The organism is Luteimonas sp. J29 (assembly GCF_000472505.1).
Taxonomy (GTDB): domain Bacteria; phylum Pseudomonadota; class Gammaproteobacteria; order Xanthomonadales; family Xanthomonadaceae; genus Luteimonas.
In genome coordinates this window covers 305,452-328,756 of sequence record NZ_AWZR01000001.1, presented here as the reverse complement: position 1 = coordinate 328,756, position 23,305 = coordinate 305,452, and the positions used below count along the sequence as shown (strand labels likewise).

The window sequence follows — 23,305 nt, the reverse complement described above, 5'->3', positions numbered from 1 at the left end:
ATCGGGCGACGGCGGAACCGATGCCAGGACCCTGGAAAAACAGGGGTGTGCCGGAAGTCACGTGGAGTAACGCAACCTTCACGCGCTGTGAGCGCTCACACGCACCTGAACGGCCACCGGGCGTCAGTGCGCCTCGTCCCAGTTCATCCCCACGCCCGATTCGACCACCAGCGGAACACGCAATTCCGCCGCCGCCGACATCCGCGCCGGCACCTCGGCCAGCAGTGTCTCGACGAAGTCGGCGTCGACCTCGAACACCAGTTCGTCGTGCACCTGCAGGATCATCAGCGCGCGGCCCCCCTGGCCCGCGAGCCAGGCGTCGATGTCCACCATCGCGCGCTTGATGATGTCGGCCGCCGTGCCCTGCATCGGCGCGTTGATCGCGGCGCGCTCGGCGCCGGCGCGCTGGGCCTGGTTGCCGCGCTGGATGAACTCCAGGTACAGGCGCCGGCCGAACACGGTTTCCACGTAGCCCTGCTCGCGGGCCTGCTGGCGGGTGCGCTCCATGAAGTCGCGCACGCCGGGGTAGCGCGAGAAGTAGGTGGCGATGTAGTCCTGGGCCTCGCCGCGGCCGATGCCGAGGTTGCGGGCCAGGCCGAACGCGCCCATCCCGTACATCAGGCCGAAGTTGATCGCCTTGGCCGCGCGCCGCTCCTCGGGCGTCACCTCCTCGAGGCGGCGGCCGAACACTTCCGCCGCGGTGGCGCGGTGGATGTCGGCGCCGGCGGCGAACGCGCCCAGCAGGCCTTCGTCCCCTGAGAGGTGGGCCATGATCCGCAACTCGATCTGCGAGTAGTCGCAGGCCACCAGGCGACGCCCCTCCGGCGCCACGAACGCCTTGCGGATGCGGCGGCCGTCGACGGTGCGGATCGGGATGTTCTGCAGGTTCGGGTCGCTCGAGGCCAGGCGGCCGGTGGCGGCGCCGGCCTGGTGGTAGCTGGTGTGCACCCGGCCGGTGTCGGGATTGACCATCTCCGGCAGCTTCTCGGTGTAGGTGCTGCGCAGCTTGGCCAGGCCGCGGTACTCGAGGATCACGCGCGGCAGTTCGTGCTGGTCGGCGATGGCCTCCAGCGCCTCCTCGTTGGTGCTGGGCTGGCCCTTGGGCGTCTTCACCAGCGCCGGCAGCCCGAGTTCGTCGAACAGCAGCGCCTGCAGCTGCTTGGGCGAATCGAGGTTGAAGCTGCGCCCGGCCAGTTCGGTGGCCTTCTGTTGCGCGGCGAGCATGCGTCGCGACAGGTCGGCGGTCTGGCGGCGCAGCTCGTCGGCGTCGACCATGACCCCGTTGGCCTCGATCCGCGCCAGCACCTCCACCAGCGGCATCTCGATCTCGCGGTACACCATGTGCAACCCGGGCGCCTCGGCCAGCCGCGGCGACAGCGCGTTGTGCAGGCGCAGGGTGATGTCGGCGTCCTCGGCGGCGTAGCGGGTGGCGTCGGCCACCGCCACCGCGTTGAACGGGATCTGCTTCGCGCCCTTCCCCGCCACCGCCTCGTACGGCACGGTCTCGTAGCCGAGCACGCGCCGCGCCAGCGAATCCATGTCGTGGCGCTGGCTGGAGTCGAGCACGAAGCTCTCGAGCATGGTGTCGTCGGCGTAGCCGCGCACGGTAATGCCGTGGCGGCGGAACACGTGCAGGTCGTACTTGCCGTGCTGGCCGATCTTGGCGACCTGCGGGTCCTCGAGCAGCGGCCGCAGCAGCGCGAGGGCGACGTCGCGGCCGAGCTGCGGCGGAGCGCCGGGATAGTCGTGGCCCAGCGGCAGGTAGGCCGCGCGCCCCGGCTCGGCCGCGAAGCTGATCCCGACCAGGCGCGCGCGCATCGGGTCGAGCGAATCGGTCTCGGTGTCCAGGGCGAAGCGGCCTGCGCGGCGCAGGTCGGCGATCCAGGCCTCGAGGCGGGCGGGGTCGAGGATGGTCTCGTATTCCCCGGGCGCCGCCAGGGACGGATCGGGCGGTGGCGCCTCCGCGGCGGCGGGCGCGGTGTAGCGGGCGTTGCCGCGCGCCCGCGCCGGCTCCTTCTCCGCCGCGTCGACCGCGCTCCCGCCGTCCAGTTCGCGCAACGCCTGGTTGAAGCCGTAGCGCGTGTACAGTTCGCGCAGCGCCTCCACCTCGCGCTCGCGCAGGCCAAGGTCGCGCGGACCGATCGGCAGCGCCACGTCGGTGCGGATCGTCGCCAGGTCGCGGCTCAGCGGCAGGTGGCCGAGCGCCGCGCGCAGGTTCTCGCCGATCTTGCCCTTCACCGTGCCGGCGGCGGCCATCACTCCGTCGAGGCTGCCGTATTCGGCCAGCCACTTGGCCGCGGTCTTGGGCCCGCACTTGGGCACGCCGGGGATGTTGTCCACGCTGTCGCCCATCAGCGCGAGCATGTCCACGATCTGGTCGGGGCGCACGCCGAACTTGGCCACCACCGCCTCGACGCTGTCCATCCGGCCGCCGGTCATCGTGTTCACCAGCTCGACCAGGCCCTGCCCGGGCGCGGGTTCGCGCACCAGCTGGGCGAAATCCTTGTCGCTGGTGGAGATGGTGACGTCGATGCCCTCGGCCGCCGCCCGCAAGGCCAGGGTGCCGATCACGTCGTCGGCCTCCACGCCCTCCTCGCGCAGGATCGGGAAGCCCAGCGCCTCGACGATCCGGCACATCGGCTCGACCTGCGCGCGCAGGTCGTCGGGCATCGGCGGGCGGTTGGCCTTGTATTCGGGATACAGCGCCTCGCGGAACGTCGGCCCGCTGGCATCGAGCACGAAGGCCGCGTAGTCGGGCCGCTCCTTGAGCGTGGCCCGCAGCATGTTGACCACGCCGAACAGCGCGCCGGTCGGCTCGCCCTGCGCGTTGGTCAGCGGTGGCAGCGCGTGGAACGCGCGAAACAGGTAGGACGAGCCGTCGATCAGTACGAGCCTGGGCATCGCTCGATTCTACGCGCCCGCCGGTCCACGGGGCGTCGCCGGCGGCCGTGGCGCGCGCCAACGCCGCCCGCGCCGCGCATAATGGAGGCACCCGCCACACCGGATGACCGCCATGTCCGCACGCCGCCTGCTCCCGTCCGTCGCCCTGTCCGTGCTGCTGGGCCTGGCGGCCTGCGCCAGCACGCCCGACCCGGCCGCCGTCGAGATCCCGCCGGGCGCCGAGGAAGTGGTGCGGACGGAAGCCAATGGCGACGTCGTGACCGAGTACCGCGTCGGCGGCGAGCTGCGCGTGGTGCAGGTCAAGCCGCTGCGCGGGCCGACCTACTACCTGTACGTGCGCGACGGCCGGGTCATGTCCACGCGTGACGGCGACGATCCGCCGCAGACCTACTTCAAGCTGTTCGGCTGGTGACGCACGCCGTGGGCGATGCGCTCGGCGTCGCCCTGGTCGGCTACGGCTACGCCGGCCGGGTGTTCCACGCGCCGCTGATCGCACGCACGCCGGGGCTGCGGCTGCGCACCGTGGTGTCGAGCCGGGCCGACCGCGTGTTCGCCGATTGTCCCGGTGCCTCGGTGGTGCCCGATCCCGCCACCGCCTTCGCCGATCCGCGCATCGACCTGGTGGTGATCGCCACGCCGAACGTGGTGCACGCGCCGCTGGCCATCGCCGCGCTCGCCGCCGGGCGCCACGTGCTGGTGGACAAGCCGATGGCCACCAGCCTCGACGAGGCGCGGCGCATGGCCGCGGCGGCGCGCGCGGCCGGACGCGTGCTGAGCGTGTTCCACAACCGGCGCTGGGACGCCGATTTTCTTGCCCTGCGCCGGCTGGTCGAAGACGGGCGCCTCGGCGAGGTGATCGAACTGCACTCGCACTTCGACCGCTTCCGCCCCCTGGTGCCCGACCGCTGGCGCGATCGCGCCGGTCCCGGCGCGGGGCTGTGGTTCGACCTGGGTCCGCACCTGGTGGACCAGGCGCTACTGCTGTTCGGCATGCCGCACGACCTGTGGGCCGACATCGCCGCGCAGCGCGACGGCGCTCAGGTGGACGACAGCTTCCACGTCGTGCTGCGCTGGCCGCGCCTGCGCGCGGTGCTGCACGCGGGCGCGCTGGTGGCCGACAACGGCCTGCGTTTCGCGGTCCACGGCACCGGCGGCAGCTTCACCAAGCACGGGCTGGACGTGCAGGAGGCCGCGCTGCGCGACGGCATCGCGCCCGGCAGCCCGGGCTGGGGCCACGATCCGCGCCCCGGCCTGTTCGCCCCGGCCGGGCCGGACGGCGCCGGGCCGCCTCGCGCGATCGACAGCCCACCGGGCGACTACCTCGCCTGCTACGCCGCCATGCGCGACGCGATCCTGGGCCGCGGCGCACCGCCCGCGACGCTGGAGCAGGCGCTGGCGGTGATGGAGGTGCTCGAGGCCGGCCGCGAGAGCGCCGCCACCGGCCGCGTGGTGCCGCTGGCCGCGACGGCCGCGCTCAGCGCACCACCAGCACCGGCAGGGGGCTGCGCGTGACCACCGACTGGGTCTGGCTGCCCAGCAGCAGCTTGCGCAGGCCGCGATGGCCGTGGGACGCCATGACGATCAGGTCGGCGCCGACCTGGCTCGCGGTCTCGAGGATCGCCTCGTCGACCAGGCGTTCGGGCACGTAGACCGTCTCCAGCGCCACGCCGGCGAGCGCCGCGCGCTCGCGGCCCTCCTCCAGGATCGCGCGGGCCTGCGCCTCCTTCTGCCGGCGCTGCTCCTCGCGCACCTCGGCGTCCATCGCCAGCGCGGACGGCTCGGCGGCCATCATCGCCTGCCAGGGATCGGACACGGTGACCAGGGTCGCCTTGGCCTTGAGCGCGGCCGCGAGCGCCAGGCCCGCGTCCAGGCCCTTGCCCGCCAGGGCCGAACCGTCGCTCGCGATCAGGATGTGGCTGTACATGGCACTGCCTCCATTCCGGGGGGACGGGCCCATGGAAGCATCGGCGCCCGGGGCCCGCATTGATCCAGCGCAGGCCGGGGGCCGGATTCAGGCCGGCTTGACCCCGTGACCGCCGAACGCCGCCCGCATCGCCGCCAGCAGCCGGTCGGCGTAGGCGTTGTCCTGGCGCGAGCGCAGCCGTTCCAGCAGCGCCTGGGTGATCACCGGCGCGGGGACGTCGAGTTCGATCGCCTCGGCCACCGTCCAGCGACCCTCCCCCGAATCCGGCACCCAGGCGGCGATGCCCTCCAGGCCGGGGTTGTCGCGCAGCGCCCCGGCGGTCAGGTCGAGCAGCCACGAGCGCACCACGCTGCCGTGCCGCCACAGCTCGGCCAGGCCGGCGAGGTCGGGCACCAGGTCGCGGCGCCGCTCGAGGATCGCGAAGCCCTCGGCGTAGGCCTGCATCAGCCCGTATTCGATGCCGTTGTGGACCATCTTGGCGAAATGCCCCGCCCCGCTCGGCCCCACGTGCGCCCAGCCGCGGTCGGCCGCCGGCGCGAGGCTGGCGAACACGGGCGCCAGCCGCGCGGCCGGTTCCGCATCGCCGCCGACCATCAGGCTGTAGCCCTCCTGCAGGCCCCACACGCCGCCGCTGGTGCCGACGTCGAGGAAGGCGATGCCGGCCCCGGCCAGCGCGGCGTGCCGGCGCTGGCTGTCGCGGTACCAGGAGTTGCCGCCGTCGACCAGCACGTCGCCGGGCGCGAGCAGCGGCCGCAGCGTGGCGATCGCCTCGTCCACGGGATCGCCGGCCGGGACCATCATCCACAGCGCGCGCGGCGCCTCGAGGCGCGCCACCAGCGCCTGGAGCGAGTCGACCACCTCCATGCCCGCGGCCTCGAGCCGCATCCGCGCCTCCGGCGACGGGTCGTAGCCCGCCACCGCATGTCCGCCCTGGTGGAGGCGCTGCGCCATGTTCGCGCCCATGCGCCCGAGTCCGATCATGCCCAGCTGCATCGCCTGTCCTCTTCCAGCGCGCCTTCCGCGGCGCGGGTCCATCTTGCCCCAGGCACCGGCAAGGAACCGCTAAGACGCCCCGCGCGCGACGGGTGCCGGGTCAGGCCGGCTGCAGGTTCGCGTAGGCGGTGACCAGCCACTTGCTGCCCACCTCGTCGAAGTTCACCTGCACGCGCGCGTGCGCTCCGCTGCCCTCGATGTCGGTGACCACGCCGGCGCCGAACTTGGGATGTACCACGGTCTGCCCGAGTTTCAGGCCGGGGCCTTCCTCGAGCGCGGCGTGGCCCCAGTCGCGCCGCGGCCGCTGCGGGAAGGCCGGACGCGAGACCTGCACCCGCGGCCGCACCTCGTTGAGCAGCGGCGAGGGGATCTCGCGCAGGAAGCGGGAGGGCACGCCGTACATGTCCTGGCCGTGGAGGCGCCGCGACTCGGCGTAGCTGAGCACCAGCTTGTGGCGCGCGCGGGTGATGCCGACGTAGGCCAGGCGCCGCTCCTCCTCCAGCCGCCCGCTCTCCTCGATCGAGCGCGCGTTCGGGAACAGCCCTTCCTCCATGCCCACCAGGAACACCAGCGGGAACTCCAGGCCCTTGGCGCTGTGCAGGGTCATCAGCTGGACGCCGTCCTCGCCGGCCTGGGCCTGGCCCTCGCCGGCCTCGAGCGCGGCGTAGGACAGGAACGCGACCAGTTCGCTGAGCTGCGCCGCGTCGTCCTCGTCGCCCTTGACGAAGCGCGAGGCCACCGAGACCAGTTCGTCGAGGTTGTCCACGCGCGAATCGGCCGCGCCCTTGGACTCGTTGGTGTAGTGCACGCGCAGGCCCGAGCGCGCCAGCACGTGGTCGATCTTGTCCTTCAGCGGCAGCTCGGCGACTTCGGCGTCGAGCGACTCGACCAGCGCGTGGAAGCCGGCCAGCGCGTTGCGCGCCCGCGCCTGCAGCGCGCCGGACTGCTGCACCTGCAGCGAGGCCTGCCACAGCGAAACGCCCTGGCCGCGGGCCAGCCGCCGCACCTCGTCGAGGGTGCGCTCGCCGATGCCGCGCGCGGGCGTGTTGACCGCGCGCTCGAAGGCCGCGTCGTCGCCGCGGTTGGCGACCAGGCGCAGGTACGCTAGCGTGTCCTTGACCTCGGCGCGCTCGAAGAAGCGCACGCCGCCGTACACGCGGTAGGGAATCTGCTCGGCGAGCAGGGTTTCCTCGAACGCGCGCGACTGGGCGTTGCTGCGGTAGAGGATCGCGCAGTCGCCGTGGCTGCCGCCGCCCTGCACCCACTGCGAGATGCGCTCGATCACGAAGCGCGCCTCGTCGATCTCGTTGTAGGCCGCGTACAGGTCGATCGGATCGCCGTCGCCGCTGTCGGTCCACAGCTGCTTGCCGAGCCGGTCGGGATTGTGCGCGATCACCGCGTTGGCGGCGCCCAGGATGTTGGCGCTGGAGCGGTAGTTCTGCTCCAGGCGGATGGTCCGGGCGCCGGGGAAGTCGCGCAGGAAGCGCTGCATGTTCTCGACCCTGGCCCCGCGCCAGCCGTAGATCGACTGGTCGTCGTCGCCGACCACGAACACCTGGCCGGTGTCGCCGGCGAGCAGGCGCACGAAGCCGTACTGGATCGCGTTGGTGTCCTGGAACTCGTCGACCAGCAGCTGTCCGAAGCGCTGGCGGTAGTGCGCGAGCAGCGGCGGGTTGTCGCGCAGCAGCTCGTGCGCGCGCAGCAGGATCTCGGCGAAGTCGACCAGCCCGGCGCGGTCGCAGCGCTCCTGGTAGAGCTGGTAGCTGCGCAGCATCACGCTCGACCACTCGTCGCCGGCGGCCTGGATGTGCTGGGGGCGGCGGCCCTCGTCCTTCTGCGCGTTGATCCACCACGCGATCTGGCGCGGCGGGAAGCGCGCCTCGTCGAACTCCAGCTGCTGGACCACGCGCTTGACCAGGCGCAGCTGGTCGTCGCTGTCGAGGATCTGGAAGCCTTCGGGCAGCTTCGCGTCCTGCCAGTGCAGGCGCAGCAGCCGGTGGGCGAGGCCGTGGAAGGTGCCGATCCACAGCCCGCGCGCGCCGTGGCGCAGCTGGCCCTCGATGCGGTGGCGCATCTCGGCCGCGGCCTTGTTGGTGAAGGTCACGGCGAAGATGCCGTGCACGGGGACGCCGACCACCTCGTGCAGCCAGGCGATGCGGTGGGTGAGCACGCGGGTCTTGCCGCTGCCGGCGCCGGCCAGGACCAGGTAATGGCCGGGCGGCGCGGACACGGCCTCGCGCTGGGCCGCGTTCAGCCCGTCGAGCAGGTGGGAGACATCCATGCGCACATTCTAGGCGACCGCCGTCGCAGGCCCCGGCACGGGGTCCGGCGCGCGCTCAGGGAGGGCCCCCGGCCACGGCGTCCGGCGCGGCTCCGGGCATCGCCCGTCCCCGGTCGATCAGCGCCAGCAGCGGCGAAGCCATCACCGTCGTCACCAGGGTCAGGACGAACAGCATCGTGAACAGCTCCGGTCCGATCAGGCCCGCGTCGTAGCCGACCCGAAGCACGATCAGTTCCATCAGCCCGCGCGCGTTCATCAGCGACCCGATGGCGAGGCTATCGCGCCAGCCGCAGCCGTTGAGGCGCGCGCCGGCCGCGCAGCCGGCGAACTTGCCCGCGATCGCCACCGCCAGCAGCAGCACGAACGTCCCACCGGCCATCCCGCCGAACGCCTCCGGCGTGGCGTGCTGGCCAGCGGCGACGAACATCACCGGCATCAGCAGCCCGACCGCCAGTGGCTCGATCCGGCGCCCGAACCAGCGCAGCAGGCGGTCGTCGCGCGGCAGGCAGGCGCCGAACAGGAACGCGCCGAAGATCGCGTGCAGGCCGATCCACTCCGAGAACGCCGCGCACCCCAGCAGCCCCAGCCACACCGGCACCAGCGCCGGGACGCGCGGCTCGCCGTCGAACGTCGCCGGTCGCAGCAGGCGCGCGAACAGCGGCCCGAGCAGCCCGAACGTCGCGGCGCCGAGCACCACGGCCCCACCCACGGCCAGCAAGGCGCCACGCCCCGACCCGGCGCCGGCCAGCGCCAGCACCGCGGCGAGGAAGATCCACACCACGCCGTCGTTGACCAGGCCCGCGCCCAGCGCCAGGCGCCCCGGCGTGGAGTGCAGCATGCCTCGGTCCTTCAGGATTCGCGCCAGCACCGGGAACGCGGTGACCGACACGGCGGCGGCCACGAACAGCGCGAATGGCCAGAAGCCGACGCCGGCCGGGGCGAAGTCCCGGTACAGCCCGGGCGCGATCGCCAACCCCAGCGCGAGCGGCACCACGATGCCGACGCCGCCGATCGACACCGCGGCCCGCACCTGGGCACGACTGCCTTCGGGCGCGCGCAGCCCTGCGCCCATGACGAACATGAACACGGTCACCCCCAGCGTCCCCAGCCCGCCCAGCACCGGCAGCGACGCGACCGGGAACAGCGCCGCATGCGCCTCCGGCATCCAGACCCCGAACACCAGCGGGCCGAGCGCAAGCCCGGCGGCCATCTCGCCGATCACCGGCGGCTGGCCCAGGCGGCGCAGCAGCTCGCCGCAGGCCTTGGCCGCGGCCAGCACCAGCACCAGCTGCAGGAGCAGCAGCAGCGCCGCGCTCATCGCCATGCGCCGTCGCCCGCGGCATGACGGGCCGCGCCGCCCGGGTGCGTGCGCATCACGCCTGGATGTCGATGAAACTGTTGATGGACAGCCGTCCCGCGTACACGTCCGGGGGCGGTACGCGGCCATTGTCGATGTTGCCCGAGTGGAGGGAGTTGCGGCGGTAGACGACCAGCCGGTTGAACGCGCCGTCCACGCTGTCGATGCGCTCGAACAGCGGCGAGTCGCCATTGATGTAGCCGGGCGTGTCGGCCGCCTCGTCGAGCGCCTCGGCCTCGAGCCTGGCGAAGTACTCCGCGTGCCGGGTCTGGTCCACGGTTTCGAATCCGGTGGACCGGTGGCGGTAGAACGCCGTGCCGCCCCAGTCGCCGCGGAACAGGTAATGGACCGTGGCCAGGCCGTTGGCGGCGGCCGAATCGATGTGCGGGATCCGCTGCAGGAAGACCAGCCGCTCCGGCCGCTGGCTGACCAGCGAGTAGTGGCACATCGCGAACTTCATCCGGCCATCGGCGGGAAGCCCGAAGTGGTCGGCCAGCAGCGGCCGCAGCAGGCGCTCGAGGAACACCTCGTAGAACAGCGGCGCACGCAGCCGCAGGCCGGGGAACATCGCGCCCTGCGGCGTGAAATGCCCGCGCGCGGCCTTGCGCACAAGCCGGTCGGGGTCGGCCACCGCCTGGTCGATGACCAGCAGCGGCGCGCCCTCGGCGCCGATCCTGCGCGCCTGCAAGCGCAGGCCGGGATGCGGCTCGATCAGCATCGCCGCCTCACTGGCGCAGCTCGCCGCCCACCCCGGCGACCTTGCCGGTGATGCGCGCGTGAGCGCGGGCCCGCTCGTACATCAGCTCCCACGCCGAGGGCGGGGCCTTGCAGTACTGGTCGAGGAACTGCTGGTGCGTCGGCATCGCCGCGACCGCCTGCTGGATCGGCTGGCGGATGCCCTCGAACAGGCGCTTGAGGTCGTTGTCGGCGAGCGTGCGCGCCAGCGGATGCCAGGAACGCGGCTCCACGCCTTGCCCGAGCATGCAGTGGGTCCACGAATCGAGGCGGAACAGCTCGTCCTCGCCCTGCAGCGCGTGGGCGCGGTCGCGGAACATCTGGATCCGGTGCGCGAGCTCGTCCGGCACCGTCATGTTGCGCACCTGCTGCCACATCGGCTCGTCGCGCTGGTTGAGGTGGTAGTGGAGGATGATGAAGTCGCGCACGTGTTCCATCTCGGCGCGGCTGATGTCGTTGTAGCGCCGCACCATCGACTCGTCGATGCCGTCGTAGGGGAACAGCTTGAGCAGCCGGGCCACGCCGCTCAGGGTCAGGTGGATGCTGGTCGATTCGAGCGGCTCGATGAATCCGCTCGACAGGCCGATGGCGATGACGTTCTTGTTCCAGGCCTTGCGCCGGCGCCCGGTGCGGAACGGGATGATCCAGGGGTCGCGCAGCGGCCTGGCCGGGTTCTCCTTCAGCAGCCTGGCGGTGGCCTCGTCGTCGGACATGAATGCGTCGGAGAAGACGATGCCGCAGCCGATGCGGTGCTGGAGGGCGATCTTCCAGTGCCAGCCGGCCTCGTGCGCGATCGCCCGCGTGTACGGCACCGCGGGCCCGTCGGCCTCGGTCTGCAGGGCCACGGCGCGGTTGCTCGGCAGCCAGTGGTTCCAGTCCTCGTAGCCGGTCTTGAGCGCCTGCTCGCTCAGCACCGCGCGCCCGCCGGTGCAGTCGATGAACAGGTCGCCTTCGATGACCCTGCCGCCCTCGAGCACGAGGGCCTCGATGAAGCCGGTCTCGGGGTGCTGGCGCACCTGCTCGATCCGGCCCTCGACCCGCTCCAGCCCCTGGCGTTCGGCGCGTTCGCGCATGTAGGCCGCGTACAGCCCGGCGTCGAAGTGGTAGGCGTAGTTGACCTGCAGCCGGTCGGGCGACAGGCCGCCGCTGGCCCAGCGCGTGGACCACTGCGACGCGCCGCCGTCCTTGCCGAGCAGGACGAAGCGGTCCACGCGCGAGGCGACGGTTTCCAGGCAGAAGTCGCCCAGTTCGGACTGGATCCCGCGACGGCGCGAATCGAGCCAGAAGTGGTGGAACTCGCAGGCCCAGGTATTGAGCCCGGTCAGGCCGAACGGGTGGAAGTAGCGGTGGCCCGGGCGCAGCCAGTTCTCGAACGAGATCGAGAGCTTGAAGCTGGCCGCCACCGAACTCATGAACTCGCGCTCGTCGATGCCGAGCAGGTGGTGGAAGGTGCGGATGGTGGGGATCGTCGATTCGCCCACGCCCACCGTGCCGATCTGCTCGGACTCCACCAGCACGACCTTGAGCACGTCCTTCGGAAACTGGTGGGTGAGCGCGCACGCCGCGATCCAGCCGGCGGTGCCGCCGCCGGCGATGACGACGCGCCTGATCCTGCCTTCGCTCATGTCTGGTTCCTCCCCGGGTAATGCGGTGCGTCCGGCGGCCCCCATCCGCCGCCGGCCGGTGTCAGCGGTTGAGCCTGGCGATCAGCATCGCCCGCATCCTCCGCGCCATGGTTTCGTCCATCGGGCCGAGCGCGCCGCGCGCCGGCCCGGGCAGGTGCTCGCCGGCCCTCTCGGCCGGGCCGAACACGTAGTACTCGAAGATCTCGCGCCAGGCCTGCTTCTCGCGCTCAGGCCGGTCGCGGATCGACCAGATCGCGTGGTAGAGCGCGTGCATCGGCGTGGGGATCCAGGCCGGCATGCTGCTCCACCAGTAGTTGACCAGCACGTTGAAGGGCTCCAGCGCCTGCACGTGGTGCCACCACATGCTGGGGATGAACAGGGCATCGCCGGCCTCGAGTTCGGCCACGCGCGCGTGGGCGAGCGCCTCGGCGAAGCGCGGATAGCGCGCGAGGTCGGGCGCATCGAAGTCCACCACGCTCACCGCCTGGCCGCCGGGCGTGGGCTCGAGCGGGCCCGGGTAGAGGTTGTGCACCTGCGCGGGCGGGAACAGGGTGAAGCGCCGGCGCCCGACCGCGCAGCAGGCGATGTTGTCGGGCGCGTCGTAGTGGCACGAGGCGGTGATGCGGTTGCCGATCCAGATCGCCGGCGGGGCATCCACGCCGTGCGCGGCGAAATCCAGGTCGTTGGACGCGCGCAGCCCCGGCAGCACGCCGTCGACCGGCACCGACGCCACGTAGTGGGTGGGCGGCGACGGATCGTCCAGGTGCGCGGCGATGTCCGCCAGCACCGCGTCGAGCGTGCCGCGGCGGGCCTCGGTGTTGAGCCGGGTGAAGCCGTCCTCGTAGAACGGGCGGCCCCGGGTCTCCGGCGGCCCCCACGAGTACGGCAGCGGCCGGCCGTTGTAGTGCGCGAGCAGGTGGGCCATCGCCGCCCGCGCGGACTCGCGGCCGGCCTGGACCAGGCTCCAGCCGTCCACCAGGCCCTTGAGCACGACCGGCTCGCCGCCGGCCAGCAGCTCCGGCAGCGGCAGCCGGTCGGGCCGGCTGCCGTGGATCTCGCGCACGCGGGCGGGCGTTTCGGACATGCGACTCAGGCGACCGCGCCCGCGCCGTCCTGGATCCGCAGCCGGCGCTGCTTCTCGGCGATCAGCCGGCGCATGTTGTAAAGGGAGGAAAGCATCAGGTAGACGCCCTCCAGCAGCCCCTGGCGGTGAAGTTCGTGCAGCTGCGCGGCGTCGAGCGCCGCGAGCCGGTCCCGGTCGATGCCGTACAGCCCGGTCACGCGCGCGCCGCGGGCCTCGTCGAAACGCAGGTCCAGTTCCACCGGCTGGACCAGGCCGGCCCGATCCAGCGCCGCGAACATCGCCCGCGCCGCGCCGACCCCGTCATGGATGCCCTTGAGCACCGTGATCACGTGGTCGAGGTAGGGGCTGTGTCCGCCCTTGGGCATGAACACGGCGACGCCCTGCCCGTCGCGGGTCACGCGCGGATGCTCCATGTCGACGTGCACCACCGGCTCGGGCTCGAGCGGACCGCCCGGCACGGGATCCCTGAAGCCGATCGAGAACGGGCCGCGCACCACCGCGCCCGGCAGGTAGCTGGCGTTCCACCGGTCGCCGTCCAGGTACAGGTTCTCCGACGCATCGAAGCCGAGCAGCGCCACGGCGTGGTACTCGGATTCGCCCTCGCCCTTCTGCAGGAAGATCGGGTACTCGCGCTGGAGCTCGGCGAACTCGGTTGGCCACACCGGGACCAGGCCGGCCGGGTCGCCCAGTCCGGCGCCGAAGCGTGTGTCCACGCGCAGGTCCTTGTGGACCACGTTGTCGAGCAGTTCGTGTCGCGCCATGTCGTCTCCGGCATTGGCCCGGACCGTGCCGGCGGTGTCGCCCGCCGGCGTTCGTTCGGGGATGCGCCACGCGTCGTGGCGACCATTGCAATGATGCCCCCGCCGCGCGATTAAATCGAGGCGGCGCATGCGCACCGGCGCGGGGATCCTGCGTCGGCGGCGCGGCCTTCGCGCGCGAGCGGCCGGCGATCCATGCGGACCGGCGTCGCGGCACGCGCCGGCCGGAAAAAAGGGGCCGTTGCTTTCGCAACGGCCCCGTCCCTCACACCTTCGCAGCCTTGGAGAGGTTCGGCTCAGAAGGTGTAGCGGATCGCCGCCATGTAGCGCGGACTCTGGTCGAGCAGGCGCAGCATCTGGAGATCGGTACGCGCACGCCAGCGCAGGTCCTCGCCGGTGAGGTTGATCGCCTCCAGGCCCACCGACCAGTTGTCGTTCAGCTGCTTGGTGACGCTGAAGTCCCACTGCTGGTAGTCCTCGACGTAGAACGGGTTGGTCGAGTTGCCCTGGTTGGCCGCGAACAGGTACTCGTCACGCCAGTTCCAGGCCAGTCGCGCGGTCCAGCCGTACTTCTCGTACATGAACACCACGTTGGCGGTGTCGCTCAGGCCGGTGAGCGCGAACTGCTCCACGCCGGGGGCCGCGGCATCGTCGATGCCCACGTCGCCGCTGACCTTGGTGTAGTTCGCCTGGATGCCGAAGCCGCTGTCGCCGAAGAAGTACTGGCTGCCCAGCTCCCATCCGCGGATGTTGGCCTTCCGCTGGTTGACCGGACGGTTCACGTTGAACATGTACAGCGGGTCCTCGGCGATGCCGACGAACTCGCGGCCCGGCTGGCGCACCAGCGCCTCCATCGCGTTCCACTGCGCGTCGGTGCCGTCGTAGGCCGCCAGGCCGCCGGTGATGTCGGCATTGCGCTGCAGCGCCGCCGCCGTGAACAGGGCGATGGCGTTGGCACCGCAGGCGTGCGGGGCGGCGTTGGGGCCGACCTGGGCACGGCACGCGGGGCTGGTCAGGAACGCCAGCGCGGCCTGGGCATCGGGACCACCGGTCGGGTCACGCAGGCCGTACAGGTTCTCCTGGACCTGGGTGTTGCCGATGAAGTTGTTGACGCGCTTGTCGAAGAACGTCAGCGACACGTAGCTGGCCGGGGCGAAGTACCACTCCAGGGCCACGTCGATGTTGTCCGACTCCAGCGGCAGCAGGGCCGGGTTCTGGGCGGCGCCCGTGGCGCGGAAGCCCAGCAGCACCGAACCGTTCGGGGCGTTCGCGGTCGGACCGGCATACAGGTTGCCGTACGGCGCGCGCGCGATGGTCTGGCTCAGCGAGAGGCGACCCTTCAGCGTGTTGGTGAAATCGATGCTGAAGTCCAGGTTCGGCAGCCAGTAGCTGTACTCGGCCTCCTCGGCGAACGGCATTTCCTCGGCCGACGGGGTGATGGCGAAGTCGTTGTCGCCGTTCCAGTTGATCGACTGCGGGACCTGGATCGTCGACACCGAGCGCAGGTCGGTCTGCTCGTAGCGGGCGCCGAGCACCAGGTTGTAGGGCATCGTGCCGAGCTGGCCGTCGAACTCCCACTGCACGTACGCGGCGCTGGTCTTTTCCTCGATGAGGTTGTCGTTGGCCATCACGCCGCTGATGGTCGAGGACGTGCCGTAGAACCCGCTGGCCCACTGCGCCAGCTGGCTGGCATTGCCCCACCACGCATTCTGCGGGGCGCCAGCGGTGTTGTAGTCGTTGAACATGCCCGAGATGTTGATCGGGCGGATCAGGTCCTGGAAGCCCGGCTCCTCGCCGACGTTGTCCACGCTCCAGTTGCCGAGCACGGTCTGGTGGTCGTTCGAGGTCAGGCGGCGCATCGACACCTTGGACGAGTCGATGCCGAAGCGCAGGCGGCTGTTGTCGAAGTCGAAGGTACCGTCGATGCGGCCCTGCTCGACCTTGCTGTCCTGGCGCGAGTACCAGATGCGCTGGATCTGGGTGCCGATCTGCTCCGGCGGGAACTCGGGGTTGACCACGCCGTTGACGTTGTTGAAGGCGTCGTTGGCGTTGGGCGATTCGGGGTACCAGGTGCGGGCCATGATCGGCAGGCCGGTGTTGAACCAGTACTCCTGGGCCCAGTTGCCGCCGCAGTACGGACCGCCGGCGGACTGGCACGCGCTGGTGCCGGCGAACGAGAACGCGGTGACGCTGCCGCCGGTGATCGGGTCGTTCGGCAGGCTCTTGGTCTCGGAGCTGTGCGCGTCGAACTTCAGGTTCAGCCGGTCGGTCACCTGCCAGTCGGCGTTGAAGCCGATCGAGTCGAGCTTGTACTTCTGCTCGTTGCGCTGCTGCTCGTAGCCGAAGTCCTTGGTGCCCACGATTTCGCGGATGTAGGTCGGCACCGCGACTGCGCCGCTGGTGTCGAACTCGATGCGCGAGAACGGACCCTGGTTCAACCACTGGGTCTGCTCGCCGCGGTCCTCGGAGAGCTGGTTGGTCGAGTGCGTGTAGTCGAGGGTGAAGGTCACCGCGTCGGTCGGCGCGAACTGCAGCACCGCCTGGGCGTTGACGCGCTTGCGCTCGAAGTTGGAGAACGCGTAGCGCAGGTCGGCGGGCACCGAGTACAGCGAGCCCTCGGCCGGCGCGTTGATGACCTCGACGCGGTTGCCCCATGCCTCCGGCACGCCGGTCCAGCGCGAGACGCGCCATTCGTTCTCGGTGGCCTGGACCTCGCCGCCCTTGCGCTGCTGGAAGCTGGTGCTCAGGCTGGCGCCCCAACGCTTGTCGTCGCTGGCCCAGCTGATGATCGACGACAGCTCGGGGGTGATGCTGCTGCCGATGGTCTGCGACTCGTCGGACATCGCCTTCAGGCCGGCGTTGAAGGTCAGGCCGGACGGCAGGTTCAGCGGACGCGAGGTCTGGATGTCGACGGTGGCGCCCATGCCGCCGCTCGGCGCGTGCGCGCGGCCCGTCTTGAAGACGGTGATGCCGCTGACCGCCTCGGAGGCGAGCTGGGCGAAGTTGAAGCCGCGGGTACCCGCACCCACGCCGCCGGTGATGACGTCGCCGCTGGAGTAGGCGTCGGCGCCGGGGATCTGGCGTCCGTTCAGGGTCACGAGGTTGTAGCCGGGGCCGAAGCCGCGCGCGGTCACCTGCGCGCCCTCGCCGTTGCGGCGCTCGATCGAGATACCGGTGATGCGCTGCAGCGACTCGGCGAGGTTGGTGTCAGGGAACTTGCCGATGTCCTCGGCGCTGATCGCGTCCACCACGCCGCTGGTGTCGCGCTTGATGCCCATCGAGTTCTCGAGGCTGTTGCGCAGACCGGTGACGACGACGGTGTCGAGGGTCGATGCATCCTGCTGCGCCGGCTGCGGGGCAGGGTCCTGCGCGAATACGGGGTTGATGACCAGCATGCCACCCACGAAGGTGAACATTGCCTTCGACTTCAAACCCTTCAACTTCTGGTTCATGGAATTTGTCCTCAGCACTGGATTGGAGCGAAGAAAAGCATGTCGCTGGCGCCAGGCAGCGGTCAGGGCCCGCTACCCGCGACAGTGCGGGACGTGAATCTGCACATCTTCATCCGACTGCCCTCCCCGTTATCACAACGACCTTCAGTACAAATGCTTTCTGACGACGCCCTCCTCCGGGCAACCGCGACGCCACTTGGCGCGCGTGTCAATCACTGCATCCGCCGTCCGCTGGCCGCCCGGATCGTCCGCCCGCGGGACCGGCCTGCAGCCCCCGGGCGACACCGGCATGGCGCCTGTTTCACGGAACCGGCCTGCCTCCCTGCCTTGTCGTAATAGTTGTTAGCGCTAACATCAGCGCTACGAATTGATAACATGGTGTTACGCGGGGTGTCACTTTGCACTGCAGCAACACGACACGAAGCGCATGACAGCGCGGTCGTTTCTCCCGAAACGGCCTCCGTGCCTCGCGCAAGTGCGCGGAAGGCTACCGCTGTCTTCTCCGCGTGCAAGGCGCGCAGGCCACCGCCGGGGCAAGCGTGGAACACGCCCGGCGACGGCGCTGCGTCGCAACATCAATGGCCGGCGGCGTGCTCGCGCCGGGTGGTGCTTCCGGTCATGAGCTTGTCGGTGTAGGCGATGCCCATGGCCGAAAGGATGAAGGCGCCATGGATGATCGACTGCCACATCACGCCTTCGGCAGTGACCCGGGTGCAGGCCGGTTCGAGCGGTGACAGCCCGTCCGCCACCGCGGCCGCGTGCGTGGCCATCGCATTGACGAACTCGATGCTTCCGCACAGCGGCAGCCCCACTTCCCCCGCGGCGATGAAGCTCTTGAGCAGGTGGATCGAGGAGATGCCGATGATCGCCATCGCCAGCTTCACCTTGAGCACGCTGGCGTTGACGTGGCTCAGCCACTCGGGCTGGTCGGGATGCCCTTGCAGGCCCAGGCGCGATACGAAGGTCTCGTAGCCGCCGACGATCACCATCACCAGCAGGTTGGAAATCATGACCACGTCGATCAGCCCCAGCACCAGCAGCATCACGCCCTGCTCGTTGAGGTTGTTGACGTCGTGCACCAGGTGCCACAGCTCCTTGAGGAACAGGACCACGTAGACGCACTGGGCGACGATCAGGCCGAGGTAGAGGGGAAGCTGCAGCCAGCGCGAACCGAAGATCACGAAGGCGAGCGGGCGGAGCCCGTGAGGCGGGATGGTGGTGGACATCGGCGGGTGGGGGCGCGGCGCGGCGTGGCGGGAGCGCGGAGGTTAGCGGCCCGCCCGGCGGCCGCCAAGCGTCCGGACCGGTGCCGGCGCATGACGCGCGGAGTCCATGCTGCGTCGCACAGGAATCGGCGGAATATTCAATGACTTGCGCGTCCGGCCAAGCGCTTTCCGCGGCAACGTTTGACAACGTTGTCAAGCGACCTGTACAAGCCTCGGGGTGCCCGGGTGGCGGCCGCGACGCGAGGAGAGGCGCGCCGCGCCGCGCCCGGGCCGGAGGCGGCCGGACCATCGTCCGGCCGCCTCCAACCTGTCAGTCCCTTCCTTCGTCTTCCACGGCAGCCCCATGACGACCCACCAGACCCGCTGGTCGCAGTTCCTCGTCCTGATCACCGTGTTCTTCTTCTGGGGCTTCGTGGCCGCCAGCAACGAGATCCTGATCCCGGTCTTCAAGAACGCCTTTTCCCTGACCCAGGCGCAGAGCCAGTACGTGGCGGTGGCGTTCTACGTCGCCTATACCGTCGGCTCGATCATCTACTTCCTCACCTCCAGGGCGATCGGCGCCGACCTGCTCAACCGGATCGGCTACAAGAACGGCATCGCCGTGGGCCTGCTGGTCTCGGCGGTCGGCACGCTGCTGTTCTACCCGGCCGCCAACACCGGGTCGTTCGGGCTGATGCTCTCGGGCCTGTTCATCGTCGGCCTGGGCTTTTCGCTGCAGCAGATCGCCGCCAACCCGCTGGCAATCATGATGGGCGACCCGGCGACGGGCGCGCAGCGCCTGACCATGGCCGGCGGCGTCAACAACTTCGGCACCACGATCGGGCCTCTGCTGGTGAGCCTGGCGATCTTCGGCAGCGTGGCCGCCGGCGGCACCGAGGCCAGCATCGAGTCGGTCAAGGTCCCGTACCTGGTGCTCGGCGCCGCGTTCGTGCTGGTGGCGGTGTTCCTGAAGTTCTCGTCGGTACCCAACCGCATCGACCTGGAAGGGATCGCGGCGGAGGAAGCCGCGGACGCAAGCAGGCTGGTGCACAAGGGCTCGGCCTTCGCCTATCCGCAGCTGGTGCTGGGGATGCTGGCGATCTTCGTCTACGTCGGCGTCGAGGTCGCGACCATCGCCAACCTCCCGGCCTACCTCAAGCTGCCGGCCGACCAGGGTGGCCTCGGCCTGGACACGTCGATGATCGCGCCGTTCGTCTCGCTGTACTGGGCGAGCCTGATGATCGGCCGCTGGGCCGGCGCCGCCGGCGCCTTCGGCGCGCCGCCCAACGTGCGCCTGGTGCTCACCCTGTTGCTGCCCTACCTCGCCTTCGGCGTGTTCCTGGCGGTCAACACCATCGCCGGCTACTCGGTCTCGCAGTTCCTGCTCTACGCCGCGGTGATCGTGGTGATGGTGGCGGCGACCTTCGCCAGCCGCGGCAACCCGGCGCGGATGCTGCTGATCTTCTCGCTGTGCGGCATCGCCGCGCTGGTGGTCGGCATGCTGACCAGCGGCATGACCAGCGTGATCGCCTTCACCAGCGTCGGCCTGTTCTGCAGCACGATGTGGCCGTGCATCTTCGCGCTGGCGATCACCGGCCTGGGCCGCAACACCGGACAGGGCAGCAGCCTGCTGGTGATGATGATCATGGGCGGCGGCCTGGTCAGCTGGCTGCAGGGCTGGCTGGCCGACACCGCCGGCATCCACGTCAGCTTCCTGGTCGGCGTCGCCTGCTTCGCCTACCTCGCGTTCTACGCCGCGCGCACCCCGGCGATCCTGCGCCGCCAGGGCATCGACCTGGACCGGCTGGCCGCGTCCGCGGGCCACTGACCCGCGGCATCCAGCCGGGTCCGCGGACCCGGGGCCGCCGAGACGGGCCGGGTCCGCCACGTGCCGCGGCGGCGGGCATGCCCGCGCGCCGCGGCCGCCCGCGGTCAGAACCGGTAGCGCAGGCCGAGCATGTAGCGCGGCCCGGTCTGGGTGGCGTAGAACACCTGCCGCTCGTCGCGTCCGTGCGTGCGCGCGGTCTCGTCGGTCAGGTTGATCGCCTCGGCATGCAGCGACAGGTGTTCGTTGACCTGGTAGCTGATGTTGAGGTCGAGCTGGCCGTAGTCCTCGACGTACACCGGGTTCGGCCGCCAGCTGTCGTAGGTGCTGGCCAGGAAGCGGTCGCGCCAGTTGTACGCCGCGCGCACCTGCCACGGCCCCTTGTCGTAGAACGCCACCAGGTTGGCCGAGTCGCTCAGGCCGACCAGGGCGAACTGATCGAACAGGTCGCGGTCGTCGTAGGTGAGGTCGGAGTCGACGATGGTGTAGTTCGCCGCGAGACCGAAGCCGGTGTCGCCGAACATGTGCTGGACGTTGAGCTCCCAGCCGTCGAGCTGGGAGGAGTCGCGGTTGACCGGCACCGTGATCCGGAACACCGCCAGCGGGTCGCCGGGCATGCCGGCGATGGTGCCCAGCGGCTGCCCGTCCTGGCCGACGCCGGTCTGCACGACCCCCGGCGTGCCGGCGTAGTTCTCGAGGATGTAGCGGCGCACGCAGCCGCGGAAGTCGATCGAGCCCTCGACGCAGCCGTTGGCGACCGCCTCGTTGAACAGGGCGCCGCCCACCGGGGTGCGCAGGTCGAAGGCGCTGGTCTCGATCACCGAGGTGCCGATGTAGTTGTCGATATCCTTGCGGAACCAGCCGACCGAGACGTAGCTGCCCTCGCCGTAGTACCACTCGAACGAGAGGTCGAGGTTGCGCGATTCCAGCGGCTTCAGGCCCGGGTCGCCCTGCGAGCCGGTGCCGCCCTCGTAGGCCGCGAACGAATCGATCGTCTGCCCGCCCTGGATGTGGTTCCACTGCGGCCGGCCGATGCTGTGGCCGTAGCTGGCGCGCAGCAGCATGTCGTCGGCCAGCTCCAGGCCCAGGTCGATGCTCGGCAGCCAGTAGTCGTAGCTCCCGCGCAGGGTGGTGAAGTCCGGGTCGCCGAACTGGACCGAGAACTCGTTGTTGCCGGTCCACAGCAGCCCGGTCGCGATCGGCACCAGGGCGCTGGAGATGACGTCGGTCTCCTCGTAGCGCACGCCCACGGCCACATTCAGCGGCATCTGCTCGCCGAAGGTGTCGCTCCACTGCACGTAGGCGCTCCTGGACTTCTCGGTGGTGCGGCGGTCGGTGGAGAAGTGGTCCGGCGGCAGGTACGCGGCCTCGTCGCCGCCGCGGGCGGCGATGGCGGCATCGCGCAGGGCCAGGAAGTCGAACACGAAGAAGTCGCCGAACGCGTTGCCGCTGCCGGGGAAGCGGTCGAAGTACCGGCTCATGTCGTCGCCGATCCACAGGCTGTCGTCGTAGTCCGCGGCGCCGTTTCCGAACCCGCCCCAGTCGTCGCGCTGGGTGAAGTGGTAGGCGGTGCGGTTGCGGACCTCGGTGTAGGCCACCCCGAAGTCGAGCCGCGAGTAGTCGCCGAAGCGGAAGCTGCCGCGCAGCTGGCCCTGGTCCACCTCCGACTTCATGTAGCTGTTCCGGAACGACGAGCCGGTGACCATCATCTGGTCGGCGCCGACGCCGTCCATGCCGGGCGGCAGCAGCACCGAGAGCACCGGGAAGTCGCCGCTGAAGTCGACGCTGGTGACGCCGCGCACGAACGCCGCGGTGCCGATCACGTTGTTGGAGCCGTACGGGCTGTCGGCGCCCGACTCGGCGCTCGAGCTGTGGTAGTCGAACTCCAGGTCGAGCGCGTCGTTGACTTCCCAGGCGAGGTTGAAGCCGAGCGACTTGTTCTCGTTCCTGGTCCAGTTGAGCGAGCCGGCCATGGCCAGGTCGCCCCAGCGCGGCTCGAAGCCGGCCGGGCAGTTGTTGGCGTTGTCGCTGCCGGCCCACTGGTCGGTGGACGGGTTGTAGCAACCGGCGTACTCGGTGTAGCGCAGCGGAGAGGCGATCGGGCCGTCGGTCCACTCGGTCTCCGAGGCGGCGAGGTTGAACCACGTCGACAGCTCGTGGCGGCGGGCCCGGATCCGGTTCTCGGCGTAGGTGTAGTCGAGGGTCGCGGTGACCGTCTCGGTCGGCGCCCATTGCAGCGTGGCCTGGCCGTTGGTGCGCTGCCGCCGCACGGAATTGACCGCGTACAGCAGGTTCTGCGGCACGGCGTACACGTCGTCCGGCCCCGGCGGGTTGGTCGCATTGGCCGCCACTTCGGGCGTCGCGAGCGGGTCGCACCAGCGCGGACAGCCGTACCAGCCGCCGGCCACGCCCGCCTCGTTGTAGCCGAAGTCGCGGTCCTGGTAGCTGCCACTCAGCGCGACGCCGAAGCGGCCGTCGGCGAAGGTGTCGGCGAAGATGCCCGACAGCTCGCCGGTCCACTGCCGGCCCTGCATCGGCTCCGGCAGGTTGTCGACCGATGCGTCGTGCACGGCCTTGAGGCCGACGCTGGCCAGCGGGCCGCTGTCGAACGGGCGCGCGGTGCGGATGTTGATGGTGGCGCCGATGCCCCCGGTGGGCGTGGCCGCGCGGCCCGTCTTGTAGACCTCGACCGCCGAGACCGACTCGGAGGCGAGGTTGGCGAAGTCGAACGCGCGCGAGTTGGAGGCGTTGGTCGCCTCGATGCTCGAGGCCGGCATCTGCCGCCCGTTGAGCAGGACCAGGTTGAAGTCCGGCCCGACGCCACGCACGGTGACGCGCGAGCCCTCGCCCATCGAACGGTCGATCGACACGCCGCTGATGCGCTGGAGCGATTCGGCCAGGTTGGTGTCGGGGAACTTGCCGATGTCCTCGGCGACGATCCCGTCGACGACGCCCTGGGCATCGCGCTTGAGGTTCATCGACGATTCGAGGCTGGCGCGGATGCCGACCACGACGACGGCGTCGAGCGTGTCCGCGTCTTCGGCCTGGCCGGGTGGGGTGGCAGGACTCGCGTCCTGGGCCTGTGCTGCGAGTGACGCCAGCGCGAGAAGCAGCGCCGACGCCAGCATGCGCCGCCGGGGCGCTGCGTGCGTGTGTTTCATGAAC

Annotated in this window: 15 protein-coding genes; 3 read left to right on the top strand and 12 right to left on the bottom strand. The window is 70.7% G+C overall.

Going from position 1 to position 23,305, the window contains the following annotated elements:
- Nucleotides 1-123 precede the first annotated feature (123 nt).
- A complete protein-coding gene (gene polA, locus LUTJ29_RS0101360) occupies nt 124-2,901 on the bottom strand; it encodes a DNA polymerase I (protein ID WP_027070972.1) in 2,778 nt (925 codons plus the stop codon).
- Nucleotides 2,902-3,013: 112 nt separating this feature from the next.
- Here polA and LUTJ29_RS0101355 point away from each other — a divergent pair, with 112 nt between their 5' ends.
- Nucleotides 3,014-3,313, top strand: coding sequence for a DUF2782 domain-containing protein (locus tag LUTJ29_RS0101355; RefSeq protein ID WP_027070971.1), 300 nt, complete (start codon nt 3,014-3,016; stop codon nt 3,311-3,313).
- Nucleotides 3,310-4,413, top strand: coding sequence for an oxidoreductase (locus LUTJ29_RS15700; protein ID WP_232221127.1), 1,104 nt, complete (start codon nt 3,310-3,312; stop codon nt 4,411-4,413). The genes LUTJ29_RS0101355 and LUTJ29_RS15700 overlap by 4 nt, the downstream gene beginning before the upstream one ends.
- Here the strand turns inward: LUTJ29_RS15700 and LUTJ29_RS0101345 are convergent.
- The 10 genes from LUTJ29_RS0101345 to LUTJ29_RS0101300 form a co-directional block, all read right to left on the bottom strand.
- Nucleotides 4,376-4,825 carry a universal stress protein gene (locus tag LUTJ29_RS0101345; RefSeq protein WP_027070970.1) on the bottom strand — a complete coding sequence of 150 codons (450 nt, stop codon included), beginning with the start codon at nt 4,823-4,825 and terminating at the stop codon, nt 4,376-4,378. The two genes, LUTJ29_RS15700 and LUTJ29_RS0101345, sit on opposite strands and share 38 nt — an antisense overlap.
- An 87-nt stretch (nt 4,826-4,912) precedes the next feature.
- Complete coding sequence (gnd, locus tag LUTJ29_RS0101340; protein ID WP_304412412.1) at nt 4,913-5,860, bottom strand: phosphogluconate dehydrogenase (NAD(+)-dependent, decarboxylating); 948 nt, start codon at nt 5,858-5,860, stop codon at nt 4,913-4,915.
- A 58-nt stretch (nt 5,861-5,918) separates the two neighbouring features.
- Nucleotides 5,919-8,099, bottom strand: coding sequence for a DNA helicase II (uvrD, locus tag LUTJ29_RS0101335; RefSeq protein ID WP_027070968.1), 2,181 nt, complete (start codon nt 8,097-8,099; stop codon nt 5,919-5,921).
- Nucleotides 8,100-8,154: 55 nt separating this feature from the next.
- Nucleotides 8,155-9,417: a cation:proton antiporter gene (locus LUTJ29_RS0101330; protein WP_027070967.1), complete on the bottom strand. Its 1,263-nt coding sequence runs from the start codon at nt 9,415-9,417 to the stop codon at nt 8,155-8,157.
- Nucleotides 9,418-9,472: 55 nt separating this feature from the next.
- Nucleotides 9,473-10,174, bottom strand: a complete 702-nt coding sequence (locus LUTJ29_RS0101325; protein ID WP_027070966.1) for a DUF6445 family protein — start codon at nt 10,172-10,174, stop codon at nt 9,473-9,475.
- A 7-nt stretch (nt 10,175-10,181) separates the two neighbouring features.
- Complete coding sequence (locus LUTJ29_RS15695) at nt 10,182-11,816, bottom strand: tryptophan halogenase family protein (RefSeq protein WP_051322573.1); 1,635 nt, start codon at nt 11,814-11,816, stop codon at nt 10,182-10,184.
- A 61-nt stretch (nt 11,817-11,877) separates the two neighbouring features.
- A complete protein-coding gene (locus LUTJ29_RS0101315; RefSeq protein WP_043740023.1) occupies nt 11,878-12,900 on the bottom strand; it encodes a cupin-like domain-containing protein in 1,023 nt (340 codons plus the stop codon).
- A 5-nt stretch (nt 12,901-12,905) separates the two neighbouring features.
- On the bottom strand, nt 12,906-13,661 hold the full coding sequence (locus LUTJ29_RS0101310; RefSeq protein ID WP_027070964.1) for a SapC family protein: 756 nt from the start codon (nt 13,659-13,661) through the stop codon (nt 12,906-12,908).
- Between the two features lie 293 nt (nt 13,662-13,954).
- Nucleotides 13,955-17,110, bottom strand: coding sequence for a TonB-dependent receptor (locus LUTJ29_RS0101305; protein ID WP_027070963.1), 3,156 nt, complete (start codon nt 17,108-17,110; stop codon nt 13,955-13,957).
- A 575-nt stretch (nt 17,111-17,685) separates the two neighbouring features.
- On the bottom strand, nt 17,686-18,336 hold the full coding sequence (locus LUTJ29_RS0101300; RefSeq protein WP_027070962.1) for a TIGR00645 family protein: 651 nt from the start codon (nt 18,334-18,336) through the stop codon (nt 17,686-17,688).
- A 217-nt stretch (nt 18,337-18,553) separates the two neighbouring features.
- On the opposite strand from LUTJ29_RS0101300, the gene LUTJ29_RS0101295 reads away from it, so the two are divergent.
- Nucleotides 18,554-20,143, top strand: coding sequence for an MFS transporter (locus LUTJ29_RS0101295; protein WP_084524524.1), 1,590 nt, complete (start codon nt 18,554-18,556; stop codon nt 20,141-20,143).
- Nucleotides 20,144-20,247: 104 nt separating this feature from the next.
- Here LUTJ29_RS0101295 and LUTJ29_RS0101290 read toward each other — a convergent pair whose 3' ends face one another.
- Nucleotides 20,248-23,301, bottom strand: a complete 3,054-nt coding sequence (locus LUTJ29_RS0101290; protein WP_027070960.1) for a TonB-dependent receptor — start codon at nt 23,299-23,301, stop codon at nt 20,248-20,250.
- Between the last annotated feature and the right edge of the window lie 4 nt (nt 23,302-23,305).